The 18668-nt window shown below is 41.2% G+C and carries 23 protein-coding genes; 11 read left to right on the forward strand and 12 right to left on the reverse strand.

Going from position 1 to position 18668, the window contains the following annotated elements:
* The first annotated feature begins 92 nt into the window (after nucleotides 1-92).
* Both JEY82_RS01595 and JEY82_RS01600 read left to right on the forward strand, forming a co-directional pair.
* The gene (locus JEY82_RS01595) at nucleotides 93-929 is read left to right on the forward strand and encodes a hypothetical protein (protein ID WP_304081935.1); all 837 of its coding nucleotides are present in this window, start codon (nucleotides 93-95) and stop codon (nucleotides 927-929) included.
* Between the two features lie 232 nt (nucleotides 930-1161).
* Nucleotides 1162-1476: a DUF6573 family protein gene (locus JEY82_RS01600; RefSeq protein WP_304081937.1), complete on the forward strand. Its 315-nt coding sequence runs from the start codon at nucleotides 1162-1164 to the stop codon at nucleotides 1474-1476.
* 553 nt (nucleotides 1477-2029) lie between these two features.
* Here JEY82_RS01600 and JEY82_RS01605 read toward each other — a convergent pair.
* The 5 genes from JEY82_RS01605 to JEY82_RS01625 form a co-directional block, all read right to left on the reverse strand.
* On the reverse strand, nucleotides 2030-2983 hold the full coding sequence (locus tag JEY82_RS01605; RefSeq protein ID WP_304081939.1) for a nucleotidyl transferase AbiEii/AbiGii toxin family protein: 954 nt from the start codon (nucleotides 2981-2983) through the stop codon (nucleotides 2030-2032).
* Nucleotides 2980-3723, reverse strand: a complete 744-nt coding sequence (locus JEY82_RS01610; protein WP_304081941.1) for a DUF6088 family protein — start codon at nucleotides 3721-3723, stop codon at nucleotides 2980-2982. Before JEY82_RS01610 ends, JEY82_RS01605 begins: the two co-directional genes overlap by 4 nt.
* 93 nt (nucleotides 3724-3816) lie before the next feature.
* Nucleotides 3817-5004 (reverse strand): site-specific integrase, encoded by a 1188-nt coding sequence (locus JEY82_RS01615; protein ID WP_304081943.1) that lies wholly within the window; start codon nucleotides 5002-5004, stop codon nucleotides 3817-3819.
* A 355-nt stretch (nucleotides 5005-5359) separates the two neighbouring features.
* On the reverse strand, nucleotides 5360-6385 hold the full coding sequence (locus JEY82_RS01620) for a hypothetical protein (protein ID WP_304081944.1): 1026 nt from the start codon (nucleotides 6383-6385) through the stop codon (nucleotides 5360-5362).
* Between the two features lies 1 nt (nucleotide 6386).
* Nucleotides 6387-6620 (reverse strand): DNA-binding protein, encoded by a 234-nt coding sequence (locus JEY82_RS01625; protein ID WP_304081946.1) that lies wholly within the window; start codon nucleotides 6618-6620, stop codon nucleotides 6387-6389.
* Between the two features lie 181 nt (nucleotides 6621-6801).
* Here JEY82_RS01625 and JEY82_RS01630 point away from each other — a divergent pair, with 181 nt between their 5' ends.
* Complete coding sequence (locus JEY82_RS01630) at nucleotides 6802-6966, forward strand: hypothetical protein (RefSeq protein ID WP_304081947.1); 165 nt, start codon at nucleotides 6802-6804, stop codon at nucleotides 6964-6966.
* 15 nt (nucleotides 6967-6981) lie between these two features.
* Here the strand turns inward: JEY82_RS01630 and JEY82_RS01635 are convergent, their stop codons facing one another.
* Nucleotides 6982-7263, reverse strand: a complete 282-nt coding sequence (locus JEY82_RS01635; RefSeq protein WP_304081948.1) for a hypothetical protein — start codon at nucleotides 7261-7263, stop codon at nucleotides 6982-6984.
* Between the two features lie 106 nt (nucleotides 7264-7369).
* On the opposite strand from JEY82_RS01635, the gene JEY82_RS01640 reads away from it, so the two are divergent.
* Nucleotides 7370-7633 carry a hypothetical protein gene (locus JEY82_RS01640; RefSeq protein WP_304081949.1) on the forward strand — a complete coding sequence of 88 codons (264 nt, stop codon included), beginning with the start codon at nucleotides 7370-7372 and terminating at the stop codon, nucleotides 7631-7633.
* An 18-nt stretch (nucleotides 7634-7651) separates the two neighbouring features.
* The gene (locus JEY82_RS01645; RefSeq protein WP_304081950.1) at nucleotides 7652-8140 is read left to right on the forward strand and encodes a phage regulatory CII family protein; all 489 of its coding nucleotides are present in this window, start codon (nucleotides 7652-7654) and stop codon (nucleotides 8138-8140) included.
* Between the two features lie 216 nt (nucleotides 8141-8356).
* On the opposite strand, the gene JEY82_RS01650 is transcribed toward JEY82_RS01645, so the two are convergent.
* Nucleotides 8357-8731, reverse strand: coding sequence for a helix-turn-helix domain-containing protein (locus JEY82_RS01650; RefSeq protein ID WP_304081952.1), 375 nt, complete (start codon nucleotides 8729-8731; stop codon nucleotides 8357-8359).
* A complete protein-coding gene (locus JEY82_RS01655) occupies nucleotides 8688-8984 on the reverse strand; it encodes a type II toxin-antitoxin system RelE/ParE family toxin (RefSeq protein ID WP_304081954.1) in 297 nt (98 codons plus the stop codon). Before JEY82_RS01655 ends, JEY82_RS01650 begins: the two co-directional genes overlap by 44 nt.
* Before the next feature lie 356 nt (nucleotides 8985-9340).
* Between JEY82_RS01655 and JEY82_RS01660 the strand changes: the two genes are divergently transcribed.
* From JEY82_RS01660 to JEY82_RS01685, 6 genes are all read left to right on the forward strand, one after another.
* Nucleotides 9341-9544: a hypothetical protein gene (locus JEY82_RS01660; RefSeq protein ID WP_304081956.1), complete on the forward strand. Its 204-nt coding sequence runs from the start codon at nucleotides 9341-9343 to the stop codon at nucleotides 9542-9544.
* 1 nt (nucleotide 9545) lies between these two features.
* Nucleotides 9546-9797, forward strand: coding sequence for a hypothetical protein (locus JEY82_RS01665; RefSeq protein WP_304081958.1), 252 nt, complete (start codon nucleotides 9546-9548; stop codon nucleotides 9795-9797).
* Nucleotides 9787-12417 (forward strand): toprim domain-containing protein, encoded by a 2631-nt coding sequence (locus JEY82_RS01670; protein ID WP_304081960.1) that lies wholly within the window; start codon nucleotides 9787-9789, stop codon nucleotides 12415-12417. Before JEY82_RS01665 ends, JEY82_RS01670 begins: the two co-directional genes overlap by 11 nt.
* An 18-nt stretch (nucleotides 12418-12435) precedes the next feature.
* Nucleotides 12436-12909, forward strand: coding sequence for a hypothetical protein (locus JEY82_RS01675; protein WP_304081962.1), 474 nt, complete (start codon nucleotides 12436-12438; stop codon nucleotides 12907-12909).
* Nucleotides 12910-13583: 674 nt separating this feature from the next.
* Nucleotides 13584-14186: a dCTP deaminase gene (dcd, locus tag JEY82_RS01680; protein ID WP_304081964.1), complete on the forward strand. Its 603-nt coding sequence runs from the start codon at nucleotides 13584-13586 to the stop codon at nucleotides 14184-14186.
* Nucleotide 14187: 1 nt separating this feature from the next.
* Nucleotides 14188-14664: a hypothetical protein gene (locus JEY82_RS01685; RefSeq protein WP_304081966.1), complete on the forward strand. Its 477-nt coding sequence runs from the start codon at nucleotides 14188-14190 to the stop codon at nucleotides 14662-14664.
* Between the two features lie 65 nt (nucleotides 14665-14729).
* Here JEY82_RS01685 and JEY82_RS01690 read toward each other — a convergent pair whose 3' ends face one another.
* From JEY82_RS01690 to JEY82_RS01705, 4 genes are read right to left on the reverse strand one after another with little or no spacing between them, the layout of a single operon-like run.
* A complete protein-coding gene (locus JEY82_RS01690; RefSeq protein ID WP_304081968.1) occupies nucleotides 14730-15527 on the reverse strand; it encodes a hypothetical protein in 798 nt (265 codons plus the stop codon).
* Complete coding sequence (locus tag JEY82_RS01695; protein WP_304081970.1) at nucleotides 15524-15784, reverse strand: ogr/Delta-like zinc finger family protein; 261 nt, start codon at nucleotides 15782-15784, stop codon at nucleotides 15524-15526. Before JEY82_RS01695 ends, JEY82_RS01690 begins: the two co-directional genes overlap by 4 nt.
* Nucleotides 15785-15808: 24 nt before the next feature.
* Nucleotides 15809-16783 (reverse strand): phage portal protein, encoded by a 975-nt coding sequence (locus tag JEY82_RS01700; protein ID WP_304081972.1) that lies wholly within the window; start codon nucleotides 16781-16783, stop codon nucleotides 15809-15811.
* Between the two features lie 11 nt (nucleotides 16784-16794).
* Nucleotides 16795-18576: a terminase family protein gene (locus tag JEY82_RS01705; RefSeq protein ID WP_304081974.1), complete on the reverse strand. Its 1782-nt coding sequence runs from the start codon at nucleotides 18574-18576 to the stop codon at nucleotides 16795-16797.
* Between the last annotated feature and the right edge of the window lie 92 nt (nucleotides 18577-18668).

An 18668-nucleotide genomic window follows, 5' to 3' on the forward strand; every position in this document is an offset into this window, starting at 1 on the left:
TATGACTGTCTAAACTAAAAGATTGAAGAGTAAATAGTTTGTCTTCATGCACAGTATGGTTTTCGCAACAATTTCATTAAAAGGTAAAATCCATGTCTAGAACAGCTGACAGCAAACATATTGCGGTCATCATTCGAGTCTACTCACGGGTGGACGATGCTAAAGCTCTTGTACAAATCATACAGCAATATTGGAAAAAAAATAAATATACCCTTTTTATAGCGCACAATGGCGCGAATGATGGTTATATCCTTGATGAAGAAATCAGACAACAGGCAGAGGTTATTGATGTTACAGAAAATTCAGGGCATCTATCTGGAGCTACCGATCTTGTAAAAAAAAGCTATGCGCATATTCAATGCCGTCAGGACATTGATTATGTGCTCTTTATAGAGTCTGATTTTTGGATTTTTGATGATGCATTGATTAATGAAGGTATTTTGTCTGGTGCTGATATTGCCACAACGATCTGGATCGAAAAAAGAAAATCACTTGGCGTTGACTTCTTTTTGATAAAAAAATCCTATATTGCCGCCCACCCGGAAATACTCAAGTGGGAGGCGTCACCAGAAACCGATATGCGGAACTTTGCCCATGAGAGCAAGGCAAAAATATATATTTTTAATGGGTTGCGTCCTGTACATGTTCCAGCACTTATGCGCAATCTTTTTGAGCATATGTTTAGCCCCATCTATTACGCAGGTGGGCGCTTTAGACTTTTTTCAAAGCACAAAGCTCTTTCGCATCATATCGAAGATTTACCAAAAGGTATGCATACTAAAAAAGCCATTGCTAATGCCCTTGTGCAAGAAATATTTTTTGCAGATATTCCGCTTTACCCATTGTCCTTTATAGACCTCTTTGTGCAGAGGATTGCTCGTTATGTGCCTCAGTCTTCTTGGTATAGGCGTTTTTTTATAAAATATTAGTAGGCTAATCAAGAGGCAGAGACTAACTTCTATAATAACCAAAAAAATCGAAAGATAATCAAATCCCCCCAGTGACCAAATCAAACCAATCAGGATGACCTTCAATTTTCATGATTATTTAACAATATGAAATTGAAGGAGATTTACTTATGCACGGGCTTGATGATTCACTGTTCAACGTAATCTTTTCATATACCAGAAAGCAGGCAATCGAAGACGGAAATTTAATCGTGTGACCGGGCAGGCGAAGCAGACCGGATTCAAGGTTCCAGTAGCGGTGTCTCTGAATCTGTATGCGAAGCACATCACTCCACCGAAAGGACTTGAAGGCGAAGGGCAGAGCGTTACTGGTCGACTCCATGACTTGTTCACCATGTGCTTGTTAGCTATGCAGGATAAGCTGGACCAGAGCAGGATAAGCTTTCAGGTCTTGTTTTTAACCAAGTCACAGCCTAGGACCCTTGAAGACGTAGAGGTTATCAGTCCGTGCGGGCCAGACGATGATATGAAGCCCTGCATTACTCTGATGCTGCCTGATGATGATTAAAACTGAATAGCTTGCTGGTTAACTGGACTGGAGTTGATCTATTTGGATTCTGTGGTATTTTGGGGATTCAAAACCATACAGGCTGAGAATAGAAGCAGGGGCAGTATGGTATTTACTGGATAGCAGGCGGATGCAGACAACAGCGATCCTGTGAATATGGGGATGGGGTGTGCCTCTGTAATCCTTCAGGGGCATCACCTGAAACTGAAAGGTTGGTCTACCAATTTTCTAAATTTCGCTTCTGTGGCGGTGTTCTGCGGTATAGAAAAGCACCATTTGGGTAGCGCCTTTTTAGCATAAATAGTGATTAATTAATGCCTGATAGTAGGCTGAATTCGAGATAATATATAGTATTTCAAAACTAGATTCACAATATATAGCATGGCTCAAAGATATCAAAGGACGGGGTGCCCGAGCGCAGCTCCGTTCGGTGTTAGCTGCAAATCGAGAGCTAATCTTTTTCTATTAGGGTAATTGTGCCCCGGATGGAGGCTCAATTCATTGATTGCTAATATCGGGAGCCGATTGAGATGGAGTTGATCGCGGGAAAGAATCAATTTGACCTACAGATAGCCCCAATCTTCATAAGCGATTCCAACACATCCCTTTCCGCAGGCAACTCCCCATAAACAATAGCCCCAAGCCCATCCCGATACGCGGAACTTAACGATCCCCACACTTTTTCTGTGTCAGCAAAAATAGGACATCCTGCAATATTCATGTCTATCCACTTGGCATCTCCAACCGGGGCTTCCTGATCATATTTACGCACCACTTCCAGTAGCTCATGAAAGGCAGAAGAGCCGACGAAGGTTTGAATTTCTTTCCTCTGCATAAGCTGGTGGATGTCGTAGATATGTCTGATTTTCTGGCGCAGAGATTCGATCGGAGTCTCACTGCATGATGCTTTGACTATTGCCATGACTTTTTCTGTGAAGGTCCGCTCAAGGCATAGAACCTGAAACGAGAAAGGCTGAAGGTCAAATTGCTTGATAATTTCATCTTGCCCACGGCTTTTCAGAAAGTCGTGAATATAAGTAGAAATCGGCATGGGCTGAGCTGGTGACGGATGGGCGAAGGCGTTAACTTCCAACAAAATTTTATTTGAAACAGGCCCAAATGTTCCATCGAATGACTTTGGGTACGAATAGTAGATCTTACGTATCATGGAGCCTTTGCTGCTGCCTTTCAGTTCTTCTTTTAAATCCACACTCGCTACTGTGGTGATTCTTTTGAGTAGCTTTTTTGTCTGGTTAGCTGGCTGGTCCTTGTCTGTAATGACGGCAAGGTCAACATCTTCTGAAAAGCGTTCGATACATCCGTATGCTTTGGAAAGTGAAGTCCCGCCTTTGAATACCGTCACATCTGCAAGGTCTGTCTGGGCAATGCGATAGATGGCCAATGTCAGCCAGTAATCTTTTTCAATGAAGATGTTTTGCAGGCGGAGGTGTTCTGCGGTGGCCTGAATTGCGTCTTTAAAAAGCTCTTCGGATTCATGAAGTTTCACACTATACCCCATGCCTTTTTGTTTCTCAGAATCGTTTCAGATATTGGCAATTTGTATTTCGTATATGGATTCAAAGTCGCACGCAATGACTCGATCAGAAAGGGTTTAGCTAACCCTTCAGGAATGGTTTCGCAAAGGTTTCCACAAAGGGCTCGAACCATGGGAGGGTATGCTTTCGCAAACTGAACAAATCTTTTCAATTCCCTTTCTGTAAGGTCTTTCATACTTTTCCCAACAGCAGCAACAATTTCGTCCGGTGTGCAATCCTGAGCTTTCTTGATGAATCTCAGAGCCTCAAGCAGTTCTAGCAGGGGAATGTCGTTTTCATCGATCGATGAAACATAACTGCGCACGAACTGGACTTGCAGTTTACCCACCGTTTGTTTTTTTCTGGGAGTGATAGTCGCAATGGTTAGAGTACTCGGAACCTGCGTGGCTATCTGGAGTTTGAGATATACTGACTGTCCGGTGAGGAGTCCGGTTATTTTGTCGCCTTTGCGTGTCAGAAAAGAAATAAGTTCCTCATCAGAAGGGCTAACTTGCCCAAAAATAGTTTCCTTGGGGCGGTAGAAAGCCCCTTTAGCTTGTCGGATTAAAAACTGCTTTTTCACCAGACGTTCCAACGCTTTTGCCAGAGCTTGCGGCTTGCTTTTCTGCAAGTCTCTAAAGTCCTGATAAGTGATGATCTTCCCCGGCGGGATCGATTCTATATAATTATTTATCTGCGCTGAAACCTGCATGATTTAATTCTCTCCTGAAATAAAGTTATTCTCCTTTTGTTATTTGTCAAGTTTTTAGTGGTTAAAACGTGACAAAAAGATTACATAAACCTGCTAATCCTCCAAAACCTTAACAGCCTTCCTGAGTCCATCAGGGGCAAGGTGTGCATAGCGTTGAGTCATTTTGAAGTTACTATGGCCCATAAGCTCTTTTACAGTGTACAAGTCTGTTCCAAGCTGGACATGCCATGATGCGAATGTGTGACGGAGATTATGAAAGCACATTTTTTGTCTTGAGTCGTCTACGCCTTGGTTGAACATCTCCGCAACGATTCTGCCATATGTTTTAGAAACTCGTGCAAGTTTGTCTCCATTAACTGTGTTGAACAGGCGGTCTGAATTTGAATGAGGCTCTATAGCTCTTCGTTCTAGCATTTCGCGTACGGGCTTAATGAAAAAAGCCTTTCGGTTTACTGGGGTCTTTGGATCTCTGATATAAATATCTTCATTTTCGAAATCGATGTCCTGCCATGTAAGGGATGCTATTTCTCCGAATCGTAATCCGCAGTATAAGGCTAGAATAGCCATGTCGTGGGTTTCGGGGGATCTTGTTTTTAGCTCTTTGAAAAGTCTGGTTGCTTCATCTTTCGTCAAAAAGCGGGTGCGCCGATTGTCTTTTTTTGGGAGTTTCACTTTTTTAGTGGGGGAGTCTTCTGCAACAAGTCCATCGCGTTTTGCAAGATTCCATACTTGTGAGATCACGGCTAAAGCATAGTTGACAGATGCTACACTTCTACCCTTTGCAAACATAGCGGATGAAACTTTTTCAATATCTTTAGCTTTGAGACTTACAAGCTGAACCTTGCCTATCTTCAGGCATATCCAATTTCTGTAGAGTGCCGATTCAGCTCCGAGAGACCCGACAGACTTATAGTTTTGCGTTGGCCAGTAGCTTTGTTTCCAGAAATCAGAGAAGGTGATAGATTCTTTTTCTTTTGTTTTTATCTCTTCTTGTTCTTGCAGATATTTCTTCTGGTTCTTTTTCCGTTTTTCTGAAAGTGAGAAGTCGCCTTTGCCTGTTTTATAAGCTTCCTTGAGCTTTGAAAGTTCTATCGCTGCTTTTTGCTCAGTCCAACCTTCGCTAGCCCAACCTAGAGTCGGTTGAAATCTTTTTCCAGCTGCCGCATAGCGTAAGCCATAGCACTTATCAAATTTGACCCCATGCTTTCGAGTTTCATGCTGGTACCAGCGAACACCTGAAAACTTTGTAGAAGTAATCCACTTTCTTTTTTCCTTCGCCATACGTGCCTCCAAAAGTGCGGTACCACTTAGGTACCACTTTTTGTAAAAAACAACCTGAAATATGGTGATATGAAAATAAGTGTAAAGTCGTCAAGTTTCTTTTAAACAAAGGGATAATGTGACGTTTTGTGAGGTGAAATGAAGGGTGAAATAATTGAATGGCATTCAAGAGGCCAAGAGTTCAATTCTCTTCAGCTCCACCATATATTTCAAGGGTTTACGAGTAATGTCGTAAACCCTTTTTTTGTTTTACGTACAGCCTTTACGTACAAAGCCTCTAAAAACGCAGAAAACCCGCCTCAATTGAAGCGGGTTTTCTGCGTTTGCATGACTTGCACAATTTGGCGATGAAAATTTAAAGTTGTGGCAAAACCTCAGAAGCCCGCGCCCGATCCGCTGAATGTGGTTCGTAGTAATTTTTCATGATCATCCGGACGCTGGTTCCGGCCAAATAGGCTATGGTTGACATCTCTATACCCTGGTTAAGCATCGTTGTGATCCAAAGGTGACGAATATCGTAAAGGCAAACGGGGTACGGTAGATCTGCACCTTTCGGGCCTGTTGCTCTGGTCAGTGAGCGGCGAACATGCGTAACAGGTTTGCCTTTGTATTCTATGATGAATCCGCTTTTGTGCTGCAGCTCCGAGAGGTAAACTTTTTTTATAAATTCGTCTGAACATTGAATCGTAGCCCATTTATTTACTTTCGTATGAAATACTTTAATTTCGCCGGTTGTGTAATTCACATTGCTATCGTAGCGCAGGGAAAAGAAATCTAGCTTTCCCGCTCTTACCGGGATATTCCAGGCAACATCAAGAACCCATGCTAAATGGTCCGGTGAATGATCCTGAATGGATCTAAGATCCTTAACTGTAAGCATTGAATGACGGCTGGATTCTTTTCCTTTTTTCCATAGCCCTAATGGATTTTTTTGAATCAATCCGTGATCCTGTCCGAACTGAAAAATAGATCTTAAGTATCCAATATAGCGGTTTCTTGTTGATTGGGAAGAATCTGAATAATGCGTGCTGATGATTTTCATAACATCGGCTTGAGTTATTAATCGGCAAGGTCTGCTACTAAGTTCTTCAGCAAAATAATTATTGAAAACGTTTGCCCAGTCTTTGAGCCATTTTTCCCGCCTGCCTTGCGCTTTTTTTTCGTCAATCCACATTTGGCATAGCTCGTCAATATAGATCCCTTCAGATCTATGAAGCGGCAAGGCTTCACCCTTTGCTTTCTTAAGCTTAATTTCAAGATCAAACTGAGTAGCTTTTTTTTGTCCGGCCTGAGTTTTGCCGAATGAACGGGATCTTAGTTTTCCGAATTCGTCACGGAAATCAACAATCCAGTATCCATCTTTTCGCTTTCTAACACTCACTTTAAACCTTTACCCTGTTGAATTTTCTTCTGCGCAGATTTGGTTGCTTGCTAAATGTTTCGGGACTCACCATCCAAAGATCAAGCATGGATTCCGGAAATCTATTCCGCTCCGGACCAGCTAAAGGAATCTCATAACCTTTTAATTTTTCATCGAATGTCGAAACTGCATATCCACAATATTCAGCCGCTTTTTTCTTGTTGTAAAACGGCCCCTTGATGCTAGTTATATCCATAATTGCCTCCCTCAAATCCCTTTAATAATGTGACTAATCTTTATAAAAAGCGTTGTTGATCGCCTAATTTAATAGGCTTTTATGTCCTCAACGTGAGGCACAAGCTAGGCTATTATATCCTAATTATCAAGATAGTTATATTTAAAATCTTACAAATGTACATTTGCAGGAAAATGAAGGGGTGGAAGTGGAAGATCCTATTGATGAACTTTTTCAGTTAGTTGAAGCAATTGATTTATGTAGTAAAACAGCGCCTTCAGGGTTGTCTTATATGTTGAAAATATTGAAGAACAGATTGTATCAAGTTGTTCTAAAGCTTGAAGAGGAAGAAGTGGTGAAGGAGTAATATAATGAGGCCCGATTATTTCGGGTCTTTTAGGTTTTTGTTGTACTGGTCGACCTGCCAGATCAGACTTGGGAATTCTATATTTAATATGCTGCTGATTCTTTCTGATTCTGAAAGTGTTAATTTTCTTGGTTTTCCTCCTCCTCTTGGGTCTCTGATTCTGCGCCATTGTCTAACTGCAATTTCTTCTGACAAGTCAGGGAAGAGTTGCCGCGCAAAATCTGAATGTGAGATTCTTTTTTCAGTAAGATAATTAACTATAAATCTCACAAAAACCCTTTCAAATTCTATTTTCATTGAGTTCTCCAGATTGCTTTTTGTACTGTATAGGATTCATTATCCTAGCAGTAAAGGTCTATTTTATCCTTGACTAGATAGGATTATTAATCCTAAGTCTACATACATGAGAAACAGAATAATAAAACACATTAGATATATCGAAGAGAAGACGGGATCTTATTCTAGCTCTGCAAGGCTTTTGGGTATTGATCCACGCACTTACCGCAATCAGCGTAAAGATTTGAAGATGACTCGAAGCGCACGCAGGGCAATTATTTTAGCTGCCAAATATTTACGATTGAAAATAACGCTTAGAATTCTGAGAGAGGATTATGGCGTTCCAATTGAAGATATCCGCGCCGCATGTAAGCAAGCAAGAACTATATAAAATAAACAGGTAAAACCAATGGATAACAAAGAAAGCTTACTTCCTCTTGATGCTCTGGATGCCTTCAAACTTGCGCTTGAACTCAGCGATAAATCAAAACAGGAGATCTCGCATGAAATGGGCTGGCAGGACTACCATACCAACCGGATTTTTTCCCCTGAGCATTACTATTGTTCTTATGAAGATCTTCCAAAGTTTTGTGCTGTTGTTGGCAATAATATCGTTATTGAGTGGCTGGCTGTTAAGGCTGAAAATTACGAACAGCCGTTGTCAGTAGAAGAGATTGATTGCACGGCTTTACTGTTTCGCGTTGGTCAGATCTTCGGAGAAACCAGTGATGTGGGAACTGAGGTTCAGGCCGCTATAAAAGATGGCAAGCTGGAACCGTCCGAACTGCGCAGGATCATCAAAGAATTAACTCAGCTGACAGATAAAGCTATGAAAACGATCGGAGAGATCCGGAAGGCAGAAAGAGATCTTACAAAGATGATTAAGGAATCTGCCTAATAAATTTTGCATGTCGACCTCCTTTGCTGAAGCCTGCCGAAGTCGGGATAATCGGCATTATCTGCGGTCCTTCCCTCCCTCAAATATAATAAATTAAATTGCATAGGGAAGGGCTGCAGATAATTAAATGAAGAGTGATAACAATTCAATATTTCAAATAGAAAACGCCCTAACCAAATACTGGCAAGGGCGTTTCTTGTGAAGGGTAAAAATGAACTACAAAAAAGACTTGTATGAAATGTTCAGAGCTTCACCCAGCTTCTTGGCCATTTCCAAGGTGATAGGCCGAACACCTCTTTCCATTTCAGAAATGTTGTTCTTGTGTATCCCTGTTGCGGCAGCCAGTTCAATCTGTGTCATGTCTTCACGGAATCTTGCTCCGCGCAGAAGATCGCCGGGGGTAACATCTGGAAAAGCTTCATCTACGGTGATGATTTCTTCTCCTTCACTGTTTTTTTCCATGACTTCAAGACCTGCCAGCAACCAGAAAGACTTTGTGCTTTCAATGATTTTAGCGGCCTCTTTTGCAGGAATACGGACGCAGAAATCAACCGAATCTTTTGTAATTGACCTTCTCGTGAGTTCCAACATATTTGACCTCCATTACTTGAATACTGTTCTTTTCCACCTTCCAGACAGCCACATAGCGGGGTTTACCTTTGTTCAGGTGGCAGTGGTAAACGCTTTCCATTCCTTTCAACTGTCCATAGTTGGCCCAGCCGAATTGTTCTGGACCATCCTCTTTGAGTCTGTTGTTCAAAAGGAAGAAAGCCTGCTGCACTTGTTTTGGCAGTTTCTTGATTTGCTTCTGCAATTTTGTGGAAATGTTTACTGTCCAGTTCATGAATACAAAGTAAGCCCTGACAGGTTACTTGTCAACTATGATAGTTTATTTTTGTTTAGGATAGATCACCCTAGCTACTTGACAAAATTAAAAGATAAAGGGCATTCTGAAGTCCTCAAATCTAGAACGGTGTTCTCCAGCCTAACTGGGGACTTTTTATTGCGCATTAGCGCACCCTATGAATCTGACGGGATTAGTCCATTCTTTTTAGAAGGTACTAATCCTGATAGACAGGGCAACCAGAATCTCCATGTTGTGAAGCATGGGGGCGTCGTTCTAGGCGTTGAGAATTCTGGTTGCTCTTTTGTTTTTGGGAGACTGAGCAGCCGACACTCAAAACTAGAACGGAGGCTATCATGGCCAGACAAGACCTGTCCCCTAATCAGGCAATTTTCTTCCTCTTTGACGCATGCACTGCGCTCGAAACTCTTAAGACTTTACCAGACGAACAAATCTCCGCCGGAGCCAAGATTCTTATTGATCTTGTGGCTCATGGCGTGTGTTCGTGCGCGGTGGTTTTGGACGATGCAATTGATGTTGAAGCAGAAGGGGGAAATTAAGATGGAAAGATTCACAGTTAAATTTTTGAATGATGATGCAGAGGATGCTACCTATCAATGTCCGTGTATGGCCATAGCCGCCAGCCTGTTTGCTGAAGAAGAAGCAGAAGTGGGAATGATCGAAACACAGGATGAATTTGACGATATGCCGCCCATTGAAGTTACGGATTCCGAAGGTAATAAAAAACTGTTCCGTATCAAAATCCGAAAAGAGATTTCATATATTCCTAGTGAGGTGGCTAATGACCAATAACCCCCCTCCCAAATTCACAGTAAACATTGACGAAGTAGTGCAAGCCCTGCGCACTTCTCAGTTTAATTTTACTGAAACAGGAACGGCATTCATTAAAGGTGAATGCCCGTCCTGTGGTAAAAATGAATTATATATATCCAAAGAAAAGCCGTGGCAGATGAAATGCAACCGGCTAAACAAATGCGGTTATGAAGAAGCAACCAGGAACGTTTTTCCGGAAGTGTTTGCGGACTTCTCCAGAAAGTATCCGGCAACGGAAGAAGAACCAAACAGAACAGCGGATGCTTTTTTAGGAATAGACAGAGCCTTTGACCTTTCGCGGATTCGTGGCTGGTATGAACAGCAAGCTTATCAGATTCCTAGAACTAATCAGCATTGCAATACGGTACGTTTCTATTTTGATAAAGAGCGCACACGGTACTGGGAACGGCTGATAGATAAAACTAAGAAGGATGGCCAGAAAGCAAACTTTGGCGGCCAGAAAAAGCAAGACGGAACTTTATACAAAGGTGATGCATGGACACCGCCAGAACAAGAGCTGAAGGAAGGGGATAAATGCTTTCTCGTGGAAGGTGTTTTCCACTCCATAGCCTTGCATCATCACGACAAGAAATCAGCGGCTTGTTTCAGTTGTAATAATTTCCCGAAGAACTTTATTGAGCAGCACAAAGGAAAGGGTATCATCTGGATCCTTGCGCTGGATGGTGACAAGGCCGGAATGGATTACAGCCGGAAACACGCAAGAAAGCTCCGTGTGATGGGCGAAAAGTACGAAGTTTACCAGCTGCCGGAAAAACAGGATTGGGATGATCTGCACAGAGCTGGAAAGATCAATTCAACCTTCCTGAAGGGCTGCGAATATCGCGGTAAGCTGATGATGGCCGAGACTGTAGAAGAATGCGCCTACATCAAATATTGCAAGTTCACTTCCAGGAAGTTTGTAATTAACTTCCGGAACCGTCTTTTCAGTGTGAAAATTGATATTGGACAAATAGTTGAAGATCTTGAAGGCGATCCCATCGAAACGGATGATGGTTTTAAAATATTCCTGTCTAATTGTGACGTGATAGAAATCTGCAACCGTGATCCTCAGTGCCTTTACCGTGAAGTTGATGAAATTCTAGGCGAACAGTTTTATGTGTTCAAGATCCATTCCCCGAAAGGTGAGCCGGAAGTGGTTAGCTTTGAAGGAACCAATATTGCTTCAGCTGATGCCTTTCATAAAGCCTTACTGAATAAAACAGGCGGGGGAATCTTCAATGGTTCCCCTGCTGATATGCGAGTGCTAACAGGGCGCTGGCTCCGTGACGCGCTGCCCATTGTCCGCTCAATCCCCTACATTGGTTACGACAAAGAATCAGAGACATATGTTTTCCCTTCAGCCGCCTATCATAACGGCCGTGAAATACTTCTGAATGAAAATAAGTTTTTCGACTTCGGAAAGACTTTCATTAGACCGGGGCTTAAATCCGTTTCTATTTGTTCGGATGGTAAATTTGATCCACGCTGGTTGCCGGATTTTATGAAGGCATTTCACTGGCAAGGCGTTGCCTTACTTGCGTTCTGGCTTGGCTCGTTGTTTGTTCAGCAGATCCGGCAAGACCATAAAAGTTTTCCATTCTTTGAATTCACTGGTGATCCCGGTGCAGGTAAATCAACCCTGCTTGAATTCCTTTGGAAACTGGTTGGCCGTGAAGGTTACGAAGGGTTTGATGTTATGAAGGCCACCGTTGCAGGACGACGCAGAGCATTCAATCAGGTTTCTAATCTTCCGGTTGTAATTATAGAATCAGACAGAGACAGCGGCGTTTCAGACGGCAAACAACGGCAGTTTAACTTTGATGAATGTAAACCATTCTATAACGGCCGTGGAACCGGAACACTCGGTGTGGCCAGACGAAATAACGATGTTGATGAATCATTGTTTCAGGCTTCGCTTATTATCTCCCAGAACGCAGAGGTTGACGGATCGGAAGCACTCCTTCAGCGCGTGGTTCATTGCCATGCGGATAAATCGCACCACGGAGCTGGCACAAGAGACATTGCAAGATTCTTTGAACGATTAAGCAGTGAAGACGTTTCCGGCTTTCTTAAAGAAGCACTCAAAAATGAAAAGAAGATTCTGGCCACTTTCTTTGAAGCCTTTGACCGCATCGAGCAGGACTTTTCTTCAAAGCTTAAAAATGAACGAATAGCTAAGAATCACGCACAGGTTGCCGCCTGTGGCCATGCCCTTAAGGTTTTATTCCCGAACATTGAGGATCGGAGTACGCAAAGGCTGCAGGACTACCTATTAAGTAGAGCCTTGCTACGTGAAGAACGTCTTGCGGCAGATCATCCGCTGGTTGAACAGTTCTGGGAAACTTTCAGGTATTTAAATTCGGAAACTAAAGCTTCAATTGATTACACGCTGAACCATAGTGCTGAACCAGATCAGTACGCTATAAACCTGAATCATTTTAAACAACGTTGTCGCGAAAACGGTCAAGAAGTTCCAGACATGAAGGAGCTGAAGAAGCTGCTTATTCATTCCAAAAAGCATGAACTGATTGAAAAGAACAGGTCTGTGCGCAGTAAGTTGTTTGATAAAGTTGTTAAGTGCTGGGTTTTTAAAAAATAACATTTAGGAGGAAGAGCCGTGTCAGATCTGAGAAAACAAATTCCAAATGTATTAGATATAAGTCCGGAGAATCTTAAATGGTTGACTGAAGTCTGGTCTGCTTACACTAGGGTCAACATGTCTAAAAAAAATGTTCTAGACATGTTGAAGATGGCTGAAATGCTTTGTGGCGCAAAACAAGTGAACGTATCAGAACAGCTTCATTTTCTGCATGATCTTCCTGAAGAACCTATTCTACAGCAGTTTTGGAATATAGTAGAAAAACACTGGGTAGATTTGAATCACAAAAAAAATGATTATGAGCTGGCAATAAACCTGAATCAGTTTATGAACTTTTGTGAAAAAAACGGATACACAGGGTTTGATCGTATGACTTTGATAAAGTGGTTGCCGTACTCGCAGCAGTATCAATTCATGGAAAGGAATAAGGCCGTACGCAGTTGTCATGATAGTAGAGCCGTAAAGTGTTATATATTTAAAAAATTACAGTAGGTTATGTGTATATACGCGCGCACATGCGCACACGCGTGTGTGAGTTTGAATTAAGTCGCTATAGGGGGCTACGGAAAGAGGTGACAGTGGTTACAAAAAATAAATATATATATAACATATTCAAATATATTAATAATTGGTTAAAGTCTTATAGTTACAAGTAAGGCACAACTGGTGACAATGTAACCTATTTTTGAAACCAAATTGCAAAAAGTTAACATACTGAAATAATTGAATGTCACCTTTTTAGTAACCTCAATGTCACCTGTTTTAGGACTTTCAGGTTACAATAATAAATCAAAGATATTGAGTGTTTAGGTAGTATGGAAGGTTTTACGCATCAATGTAACCTCTTTCCGATGCCCCTACCCCCTTAAGTTTTAGGAGAGCATCATGGAAGTAAACGGATATCTTAAAGTAGATGGCAAGGCGCGTAAGGTTTTACACGTAGGATCTGAATCAGTAAGGCTGGAAGGTGGTAAGGAAATACCCATGAATTTGATTGGGCTGTATCCCTATTCTGGATCGGAGCCAGAGCCGCGGCAATGTAAACAACGACAACTTAGCTTGATATGATAAGGAAAATGAGCTAGGATCTCATATCCTACTTTTTTTGGTATGTTTTTATAGGTTGTATTTGTTTGTATGTAATAATAAAGGGGCTGAGTATGTGTGTGCTGGCAGACAAAGATCTAGAAAAACTTATTTCAAGCGGTGAAGTAAAAATTGAACCAAAGGGTGAGTATTCTATTTCTCCTGCTTCTATTGATTTGAGGCTAGGATGCTGTGCCTATAGATACACTAAAGATAGATATACGCTGGGAGAAGAATTTCCTTCGGACTTGTTGGATGAGTTTGAATTTATAGAGCATGAAATAGGGCCAAATGATTCGGCTCATATTGCATTAGCACAGAGTATAACTATTCCTGAAAGTCATTGTGGAATTTTAAAGCCTCGCTCTAGTATTACAAGACTTGGGTTGTCTATTAGCGAAATATTTATTCAGCCTGGGTATAGTGGTGTTCTCCCTGTTCACATTACTAATAATTCGTCTATGACCATTACAATTGTTCCAGGGGTACGAGCTGTTCAGCTTGTTCTTTTTAGTCTTTCTTGTTCTCCTAGGAATAAATATGAAGAGGGCAGCGATGCAAAGTATTTTAAGGAGCAGGCTTCACATTCTTTGATTCATACAGATCAAGAGTTAAGTGCTATGGCTCAATCTCTTAGAGACGGATCAGGTGTTTCTCTCTATCGTAAAATGATGGGTAAATAGTATGAGTTCTTGCTCTTCTGAGGAAAAGATAAAAGAAAAAATATTAGACGGTCTTGTTGTAGATGCCTGTTTAACTATGGAATCTGATTGCGTTCAAATTGATGTAGATAAATTGAAAGAGCTTAGGCCTAATATTGTTAGAATCGTAGGGCCTCAAGCTGATGAGTTGCTCAGAGATTATAAAGCTAGTGTGTCGATTGAAGAGGTTAAAGATATAATTGTGAAAGATGTTCGAAAAGAACTGACTCATGCTTCTGCATTGGATAGGTTTTTGGAATCATCTTTTACAGTGATTCTTTTTATTTTTGGTCTTTTTTTTGCTGTTTTACCTCCTGCTCTTGAAGGCAAAAGTAATATAGAATTTTTGTATTCTGATGTTTTTTTGCAAACAAAGAATATTATGTATGGTTCTTCAGGATTATTTTTTTTGTTGCTAGCTTTAAATATAATAATTCGCTACCGTCGTTCCCCTCGGTAAAGATCTTTTCCTTAAAAAATATATATGAAACACCCTCGGTACTGAATCCAGTGCCGAGGGTTTTGTTATTCTGTTTCAGGTTTAAATAGTTTTGCGTGGCTTGGGTGGTATAGAGGATGAAGCGGGATTGCGACTCTTAACTCTTTTAAGAGATGTAGTTTGTCTTCTTGGTGGAATAATGTGTAATATAAAAGGAATCGAAGAATTTCTTTCGGAAGTTTAGCAAAAACTAATTGTTCATAATTGTTTTCACTTACGTCGTTTTTTTTGATGCCTTCTAATATATTGTAAAAGTGATTTGCTAGAAAAGTCTCAGTATAGGACAATTGGATTTTTTTAGTTCGTAGCTCGTCAATCCGCGTTCCATATTTTTCTAAATCTTCTTGTAGTTCCATCTCATATATTACCTCTTCACCGTTGTTGCAGTCATATCCAAAATCTATGTCATAGGAGAAATTTTTATCCAAAAATTCATCTGTAGCAGAGTTGAGTATAGGGTCGATGCCTTTTTCAATAAATTCTTTTATAGCATTATCAAATAAATCAAGATTTTTGAATAAGTAGGTCTCAAATAATTGTTGTCTTGAATTTTGTTGTTGTGCTTTGATTGCCTGACGTTGATCTACCAAATCTTCCCGTTGAAGCCATAATGCACCGAGAAAGAAGATTGTTCCAGCCAAGGATAAGAATGGGGCTACCGCTCCAGATAAGAAAGATCCAATCTGTGCAGATTTTTCAAAATCTATGCCCCCCAAATTTAAATACCCTTGGCTCTGTGTCTTAAGCAAGAAAATGAATCCAATAATGAGTCCAAAGATGATAATGGAAATTCCAATCGTAAGAATAATTTTATAGTCTCTCATAAATTTACCCCCAACCCCGCAAACAATTCCAACTGCTCCGCATGCCCCATACTCTGAATTTTCTTCCGGAGAGGGTCAGGCAGATCCAAGGCCGAAGGGCTTAACGTGTGTGAAAAAGTAAGATCCATAACAAATGAATGGCCACACTCAGGATTCTTGCAAGAGCAATACAACTTCTTGTATGACTCAGCTTCCTGTGAACTGGATTCAATCCTCGCTAATTGTCCGCATCTATCACAACGTATTCTTACACTCACGGTGTTAACCCCTCCGCTTAATTATTATGCTGATACTTGTACCGCTTCAAAGCTGATTTTACCAGTGTTTAAAAGGTGATCGTTGATTTCAAGTAGCGTTTCTCTGATGGGTTCAATTTCATTTTCTTTATAAACAGCATCTACTTTTGTTATGTCTCCAAATCCTGTCATATTTTGGGGTATGATGGCGGCCAGTGCAGGCGGCATTCGGTGCGCTGCTATGATATCATCACGCGAAATATTCTTGATTTTTTCAAGTTCATCTTTGGTGGAGAAGTCACCAACGGGAATAATTTGAATATCTTTTTCACGGCCGTTCGGAATGTGTAAGAATGTGTTCTTGAAATTACCTGGACCTTTTGTTGATTTTAGAGATTTGCGAATCTCATTTTGTTCTTTTTCTCCTAGCGATGCTGAAGAAGAATAGAAGATGTAACCCGTGTGCGCACCGTTCAAGTAGTATTTGCGCCTGAATAGTGTTGCATCTTCATTAAGAAGCATGGACTGAATCGCACCCAGATAACCGGGCATTCCATAAACAGATTGGGACACATCATAATTTTTTATATGAACGACTTCACCAGCCTTGAAATTAACTATTTCGCCGATTGTGTTTAATATACAATATGTATCTGGTTCTTTTGCTCTGCGCATATTGATAGCCGGCAAATGTCGCACTTCAATCACTTCTTTAAAATGATTGCGGACTAGCTGAAAATAGCTGTTTGCAAAAACATTATAATCTGTTGTTGCTGCAAGCATAGCTCTACGCTTCAGGACTTTGGATCCCTTAAAACCGCGCATTACAAGCTGGGTTTTAAAATCCAGAATAGGGCCATGGTAGGCGTTTGCTCTTAACAGCCTAGCTAGTCCCGTCCACGGTGTAGGTGTTGAATAATAACGGCCATTGTCCAGCAACCAGATTCCGAGATTATCTGTTATGTGAGAAGAAAGAACCGGTTCTGGATCGCCAAAAGCAAATGTTTCTGCTTTACTCATATAATTTACTCCTAAAATTCTACTATTACGCCGTTAGATTGATTTCTGATTGGTTCGTGTGAAAGGGCGTGCATGACGGACCATGCAACATCCGCATGGCCAGTTGTTGCAGTACGTCTTGCCGCGTATATAATTTTTCCTGAACTTGATGTTGTTTTGCGAATAGTCATAAAGGCGTGGGCTATTTCTGTCTGAGCTGCATCCCATTCAAGACGGCTTTCTTCTATTACTTCAGCAGCTTTTAGAACCATATGGTTTTTGCTTTCAACGCTATAATGAATAGCGGTTGCATTTGGGTAGAACTCCATAACTTTTTCAAAAACTCCGTAGCCTGGGCCCGTAACATCAACGCCCATGAATTGAACATTATACCGCGCGCAAATTTCTTTGATTCGTGCAGCTTGGAACGTGAAAGACTTGTTCAGCCATTTGTGTTTTTCAATTACTCGGAATTTTCCACCTTCTTTTAATGGCGGCAGTAGAACAACAAAGGATGCATCATCTTTGAATCTGGAAGGATCATAACCACACCACACAGGCAGATTGCCAACTGGTTTAGGGTCAAAGATGTTTATGTCTTTCCATGTGTCCAGATCTACACCGCACTTTTCGAGCGAATGCAGTTTGAAGACTGAAAAGGTATCATCCACAAATTGACACATAAACAGGTTCAAGAATACATCACGCGCGTATTCCAGTTCCAGATCCTTACGGTCAAAGAGATCACAACCGCCATTCTTCGGACCGCCTTTTTCCGCATCTTCAAGCGTGATGATTTTACGCCAGATATTATCCGGACATTCAGCACCGGCTTGCATTTCTGCAAAGGTCGGGAATACGGCTCGTTTCTTTTTAAATCGCTGGTTGTAGTTTTCGCCGCTCCAAAGCGGGTAGGCTTCGTGATTTATAGTTGATGGAGTGGAAAGGAATGTTCTGCGCCATTTTTTATGAGCGGCCATGCCTGTGGCCACGTTATAAAGTTCACTGAATTTATTGATCCAGAAACATTCATCTATATAAACATGACCGTGATAGGACTGCGCAGACTTAGAATTGTTGGAAAGGAAATATAGTGTAGCTGGTCCCTTGGCGGTATGCAGCACAATGGGATTACCTTTCAGTTCAATATCGAAATGCTCTTGTGCAAGGGCTACAATGTAAGCGCGGAATACTTCAGCTTGCGCCCTGGTAGCTGAAAGAAAAATTTGGTTATCGCCAGTCAGGCAAGCATCTTCAAAAGCTTCCTGCGCAAAGTACCAAGTTGCACCGATCTGGCGGGACTTGAGCAAGAACCGGTTGCGGCGCTCTTTATTCTCGTAAAGTTCTGTCTGGTAATGAAAGTATGTTTTGTGAAATTTGTCTTGAAAATCTGCCAGCGTTAAATGGGAAACATCATTTTTAATGATCTTTCCTTTACGCTTTTTGTTGTTCTTTTTGCCGCTGTTTTTATTACCCTGGTGCGAGTCTTGTTGCGCGGATCCGTCTGCCGAATCTTCGAATCCATTCTTTCTAGTCGCTAATCTGGCCAGCCTTTCTAAATGATAAACGAGAGAATCAAGTTCTTTCAATTCGAGCTTGGTTTTGTCTTCCCGTTCTACAAGCAAAGTTATCCTTCTACGGATCGCTTCTTCTGCTGATTCATGCGCTATTAAATCATTCCAGTTTCCTACATCTGCCCAATGATACAAAGTGCGCTTTGGAACATTCAGATCTTCAGCTATCTCTGATATTTTTAATTTACGCAGGTATAGTGATCTAGCTGCTTGTTTTATTTCATCTGCGTATTGTGACATTCGCTCACAATACATGAATTATCTTCATATTTTCTATTCTAGTTTCCTATTACTGCATTGTAGGAATTGCTTTTCTTGTTGCAATGCATTGG

Origin of the sequence: Maridesulfovibrio ferrireducens (genome assembly GCF_016342405.1) — a bacterium.
GTDB classification, from domain to species: domain Bacteria; phylum Desulfobacterota; class Desulfovibrionia; order Desulfovibrionales; family Desulfovibrionaceae; genus Maridesulfovibrio; species Maridesulfovibrio ferrireducens_A.

Excerpts from the sequence above, each read along its gene's own strand:
- JEY82_RS01595 (WP_304081935.1), top strand. The coding sequence starts at position 93 with ATGTCTAGAACAGCTGACAGCAAACATATTGCGGTCATCATTCGAGTC.
- JEY82_RS01610 (WP_304081941.1), bottom strand. The coding sequence starts at position 3,723 with ATGCAGGTTTCAGCGCAGATAAATAATTATATAGAATCGATCCCGCCG.
- JEY82_RS01615 (WP_304081943.1), bottom strand. The coding sequence starts at position 5,004 with ATGGCGAAGGAAAAAAGAAAGTGGATTACTTCTACAAAGTTTTCAGGT.
- JEY82_RS01625 (WP_304081946.1), bottom strand. The coding sequence starts at position 6,620 with ATGGATATAACTAGCATCAAGGGGCCGTTTTACAACAAGAAAAAAGCG.
- JEY82_RS01635 (WP_304081948.1), bottom strand. The coding sequence starts at position 7,263 with ATGAAAATAGAATTTGAAAGGGTTTTTGTGAGATTTATAGTTAATTAT.
- JEY82_RS01640 (WP_304081949.1), top strand. The coding sequence starts at position 7,370 with ATGAGAAACAGAATAATAAAACACATTAGATATATCGAAGAGAAGACG.
- JEY82_RS01645 (WP_304081950.1), top strand. The coding sequence starts at position 7,652 with ATGGATAACAAAGAAAGCTTACTTCCTCTTGATGCTCTGGATGCCTTC.
- JEY82_RS01650 (WP_304081952.1), bottom strand. The coding sequence starts at position 8,731 with ATGTTGGAACTCACGAGAAGGTCAATTACAAAAGATTCGGTTGATTTC.
- JEY82_RS01655 (WP_304081954.1), bottom strand. The coding sequence starts at position 8,984 with ATGAACTGGACAGTAAACATTTCCACAAAATTGCAGAAGCAAATCAAG.
- JEY82_RS01660 (WP_304081956.1), top strand. The coding sequence starts at position 9,341 with ATGGCCAGACAAGACCTGTCCCCTAATCAGGCAATTTTCTTCCTCTTT.
- JEY82_RS01665 (WP_304081958.1), top strand. The coding sequence starts at position 9,546 with ATGGAAAGATTCACAGTTAAATTTTTGAATGATGATGCAGAGGATGCT.
- JEY82_RS01670 (WP_304081960.1), top strand. The coding sequence starts at position 9,787 with ATGACCAATAACCCCCCTCCCAAATTCACAGTAAACATTGACGAAGTA.
- JEY82_RS01685 (WP_304081966.1), top strand. The coding sequence starts at position 14,188 with ATGAGTTCTTGCTCTTCTGAGGAAAAGATAAAAGAAAAAATATTAGAC.
- JEY82_RS01690 (WP_304081968.1), bottom strand. The coding sequence starts at position 15,527 with ATGAGAGACTATAAAATTATTCTTACGATTGGAATTTCCATTATCATC.
- JEY82_RS01700 (WP_304081972.1), bottom strand. The coding sequence starts at position 16,783 with ATGAGTAAAGCAGAAACATTTGCTTTTGGCGATCCAGAACCGGTTCTT.
- JEY82_RS01705 (WP_304081974.1), bottom strand. The coding sequence starts at position 18,576 with ATGTCACAATACGCAGATGAAATAAAACAAGCAGCTAGATCACTATAC.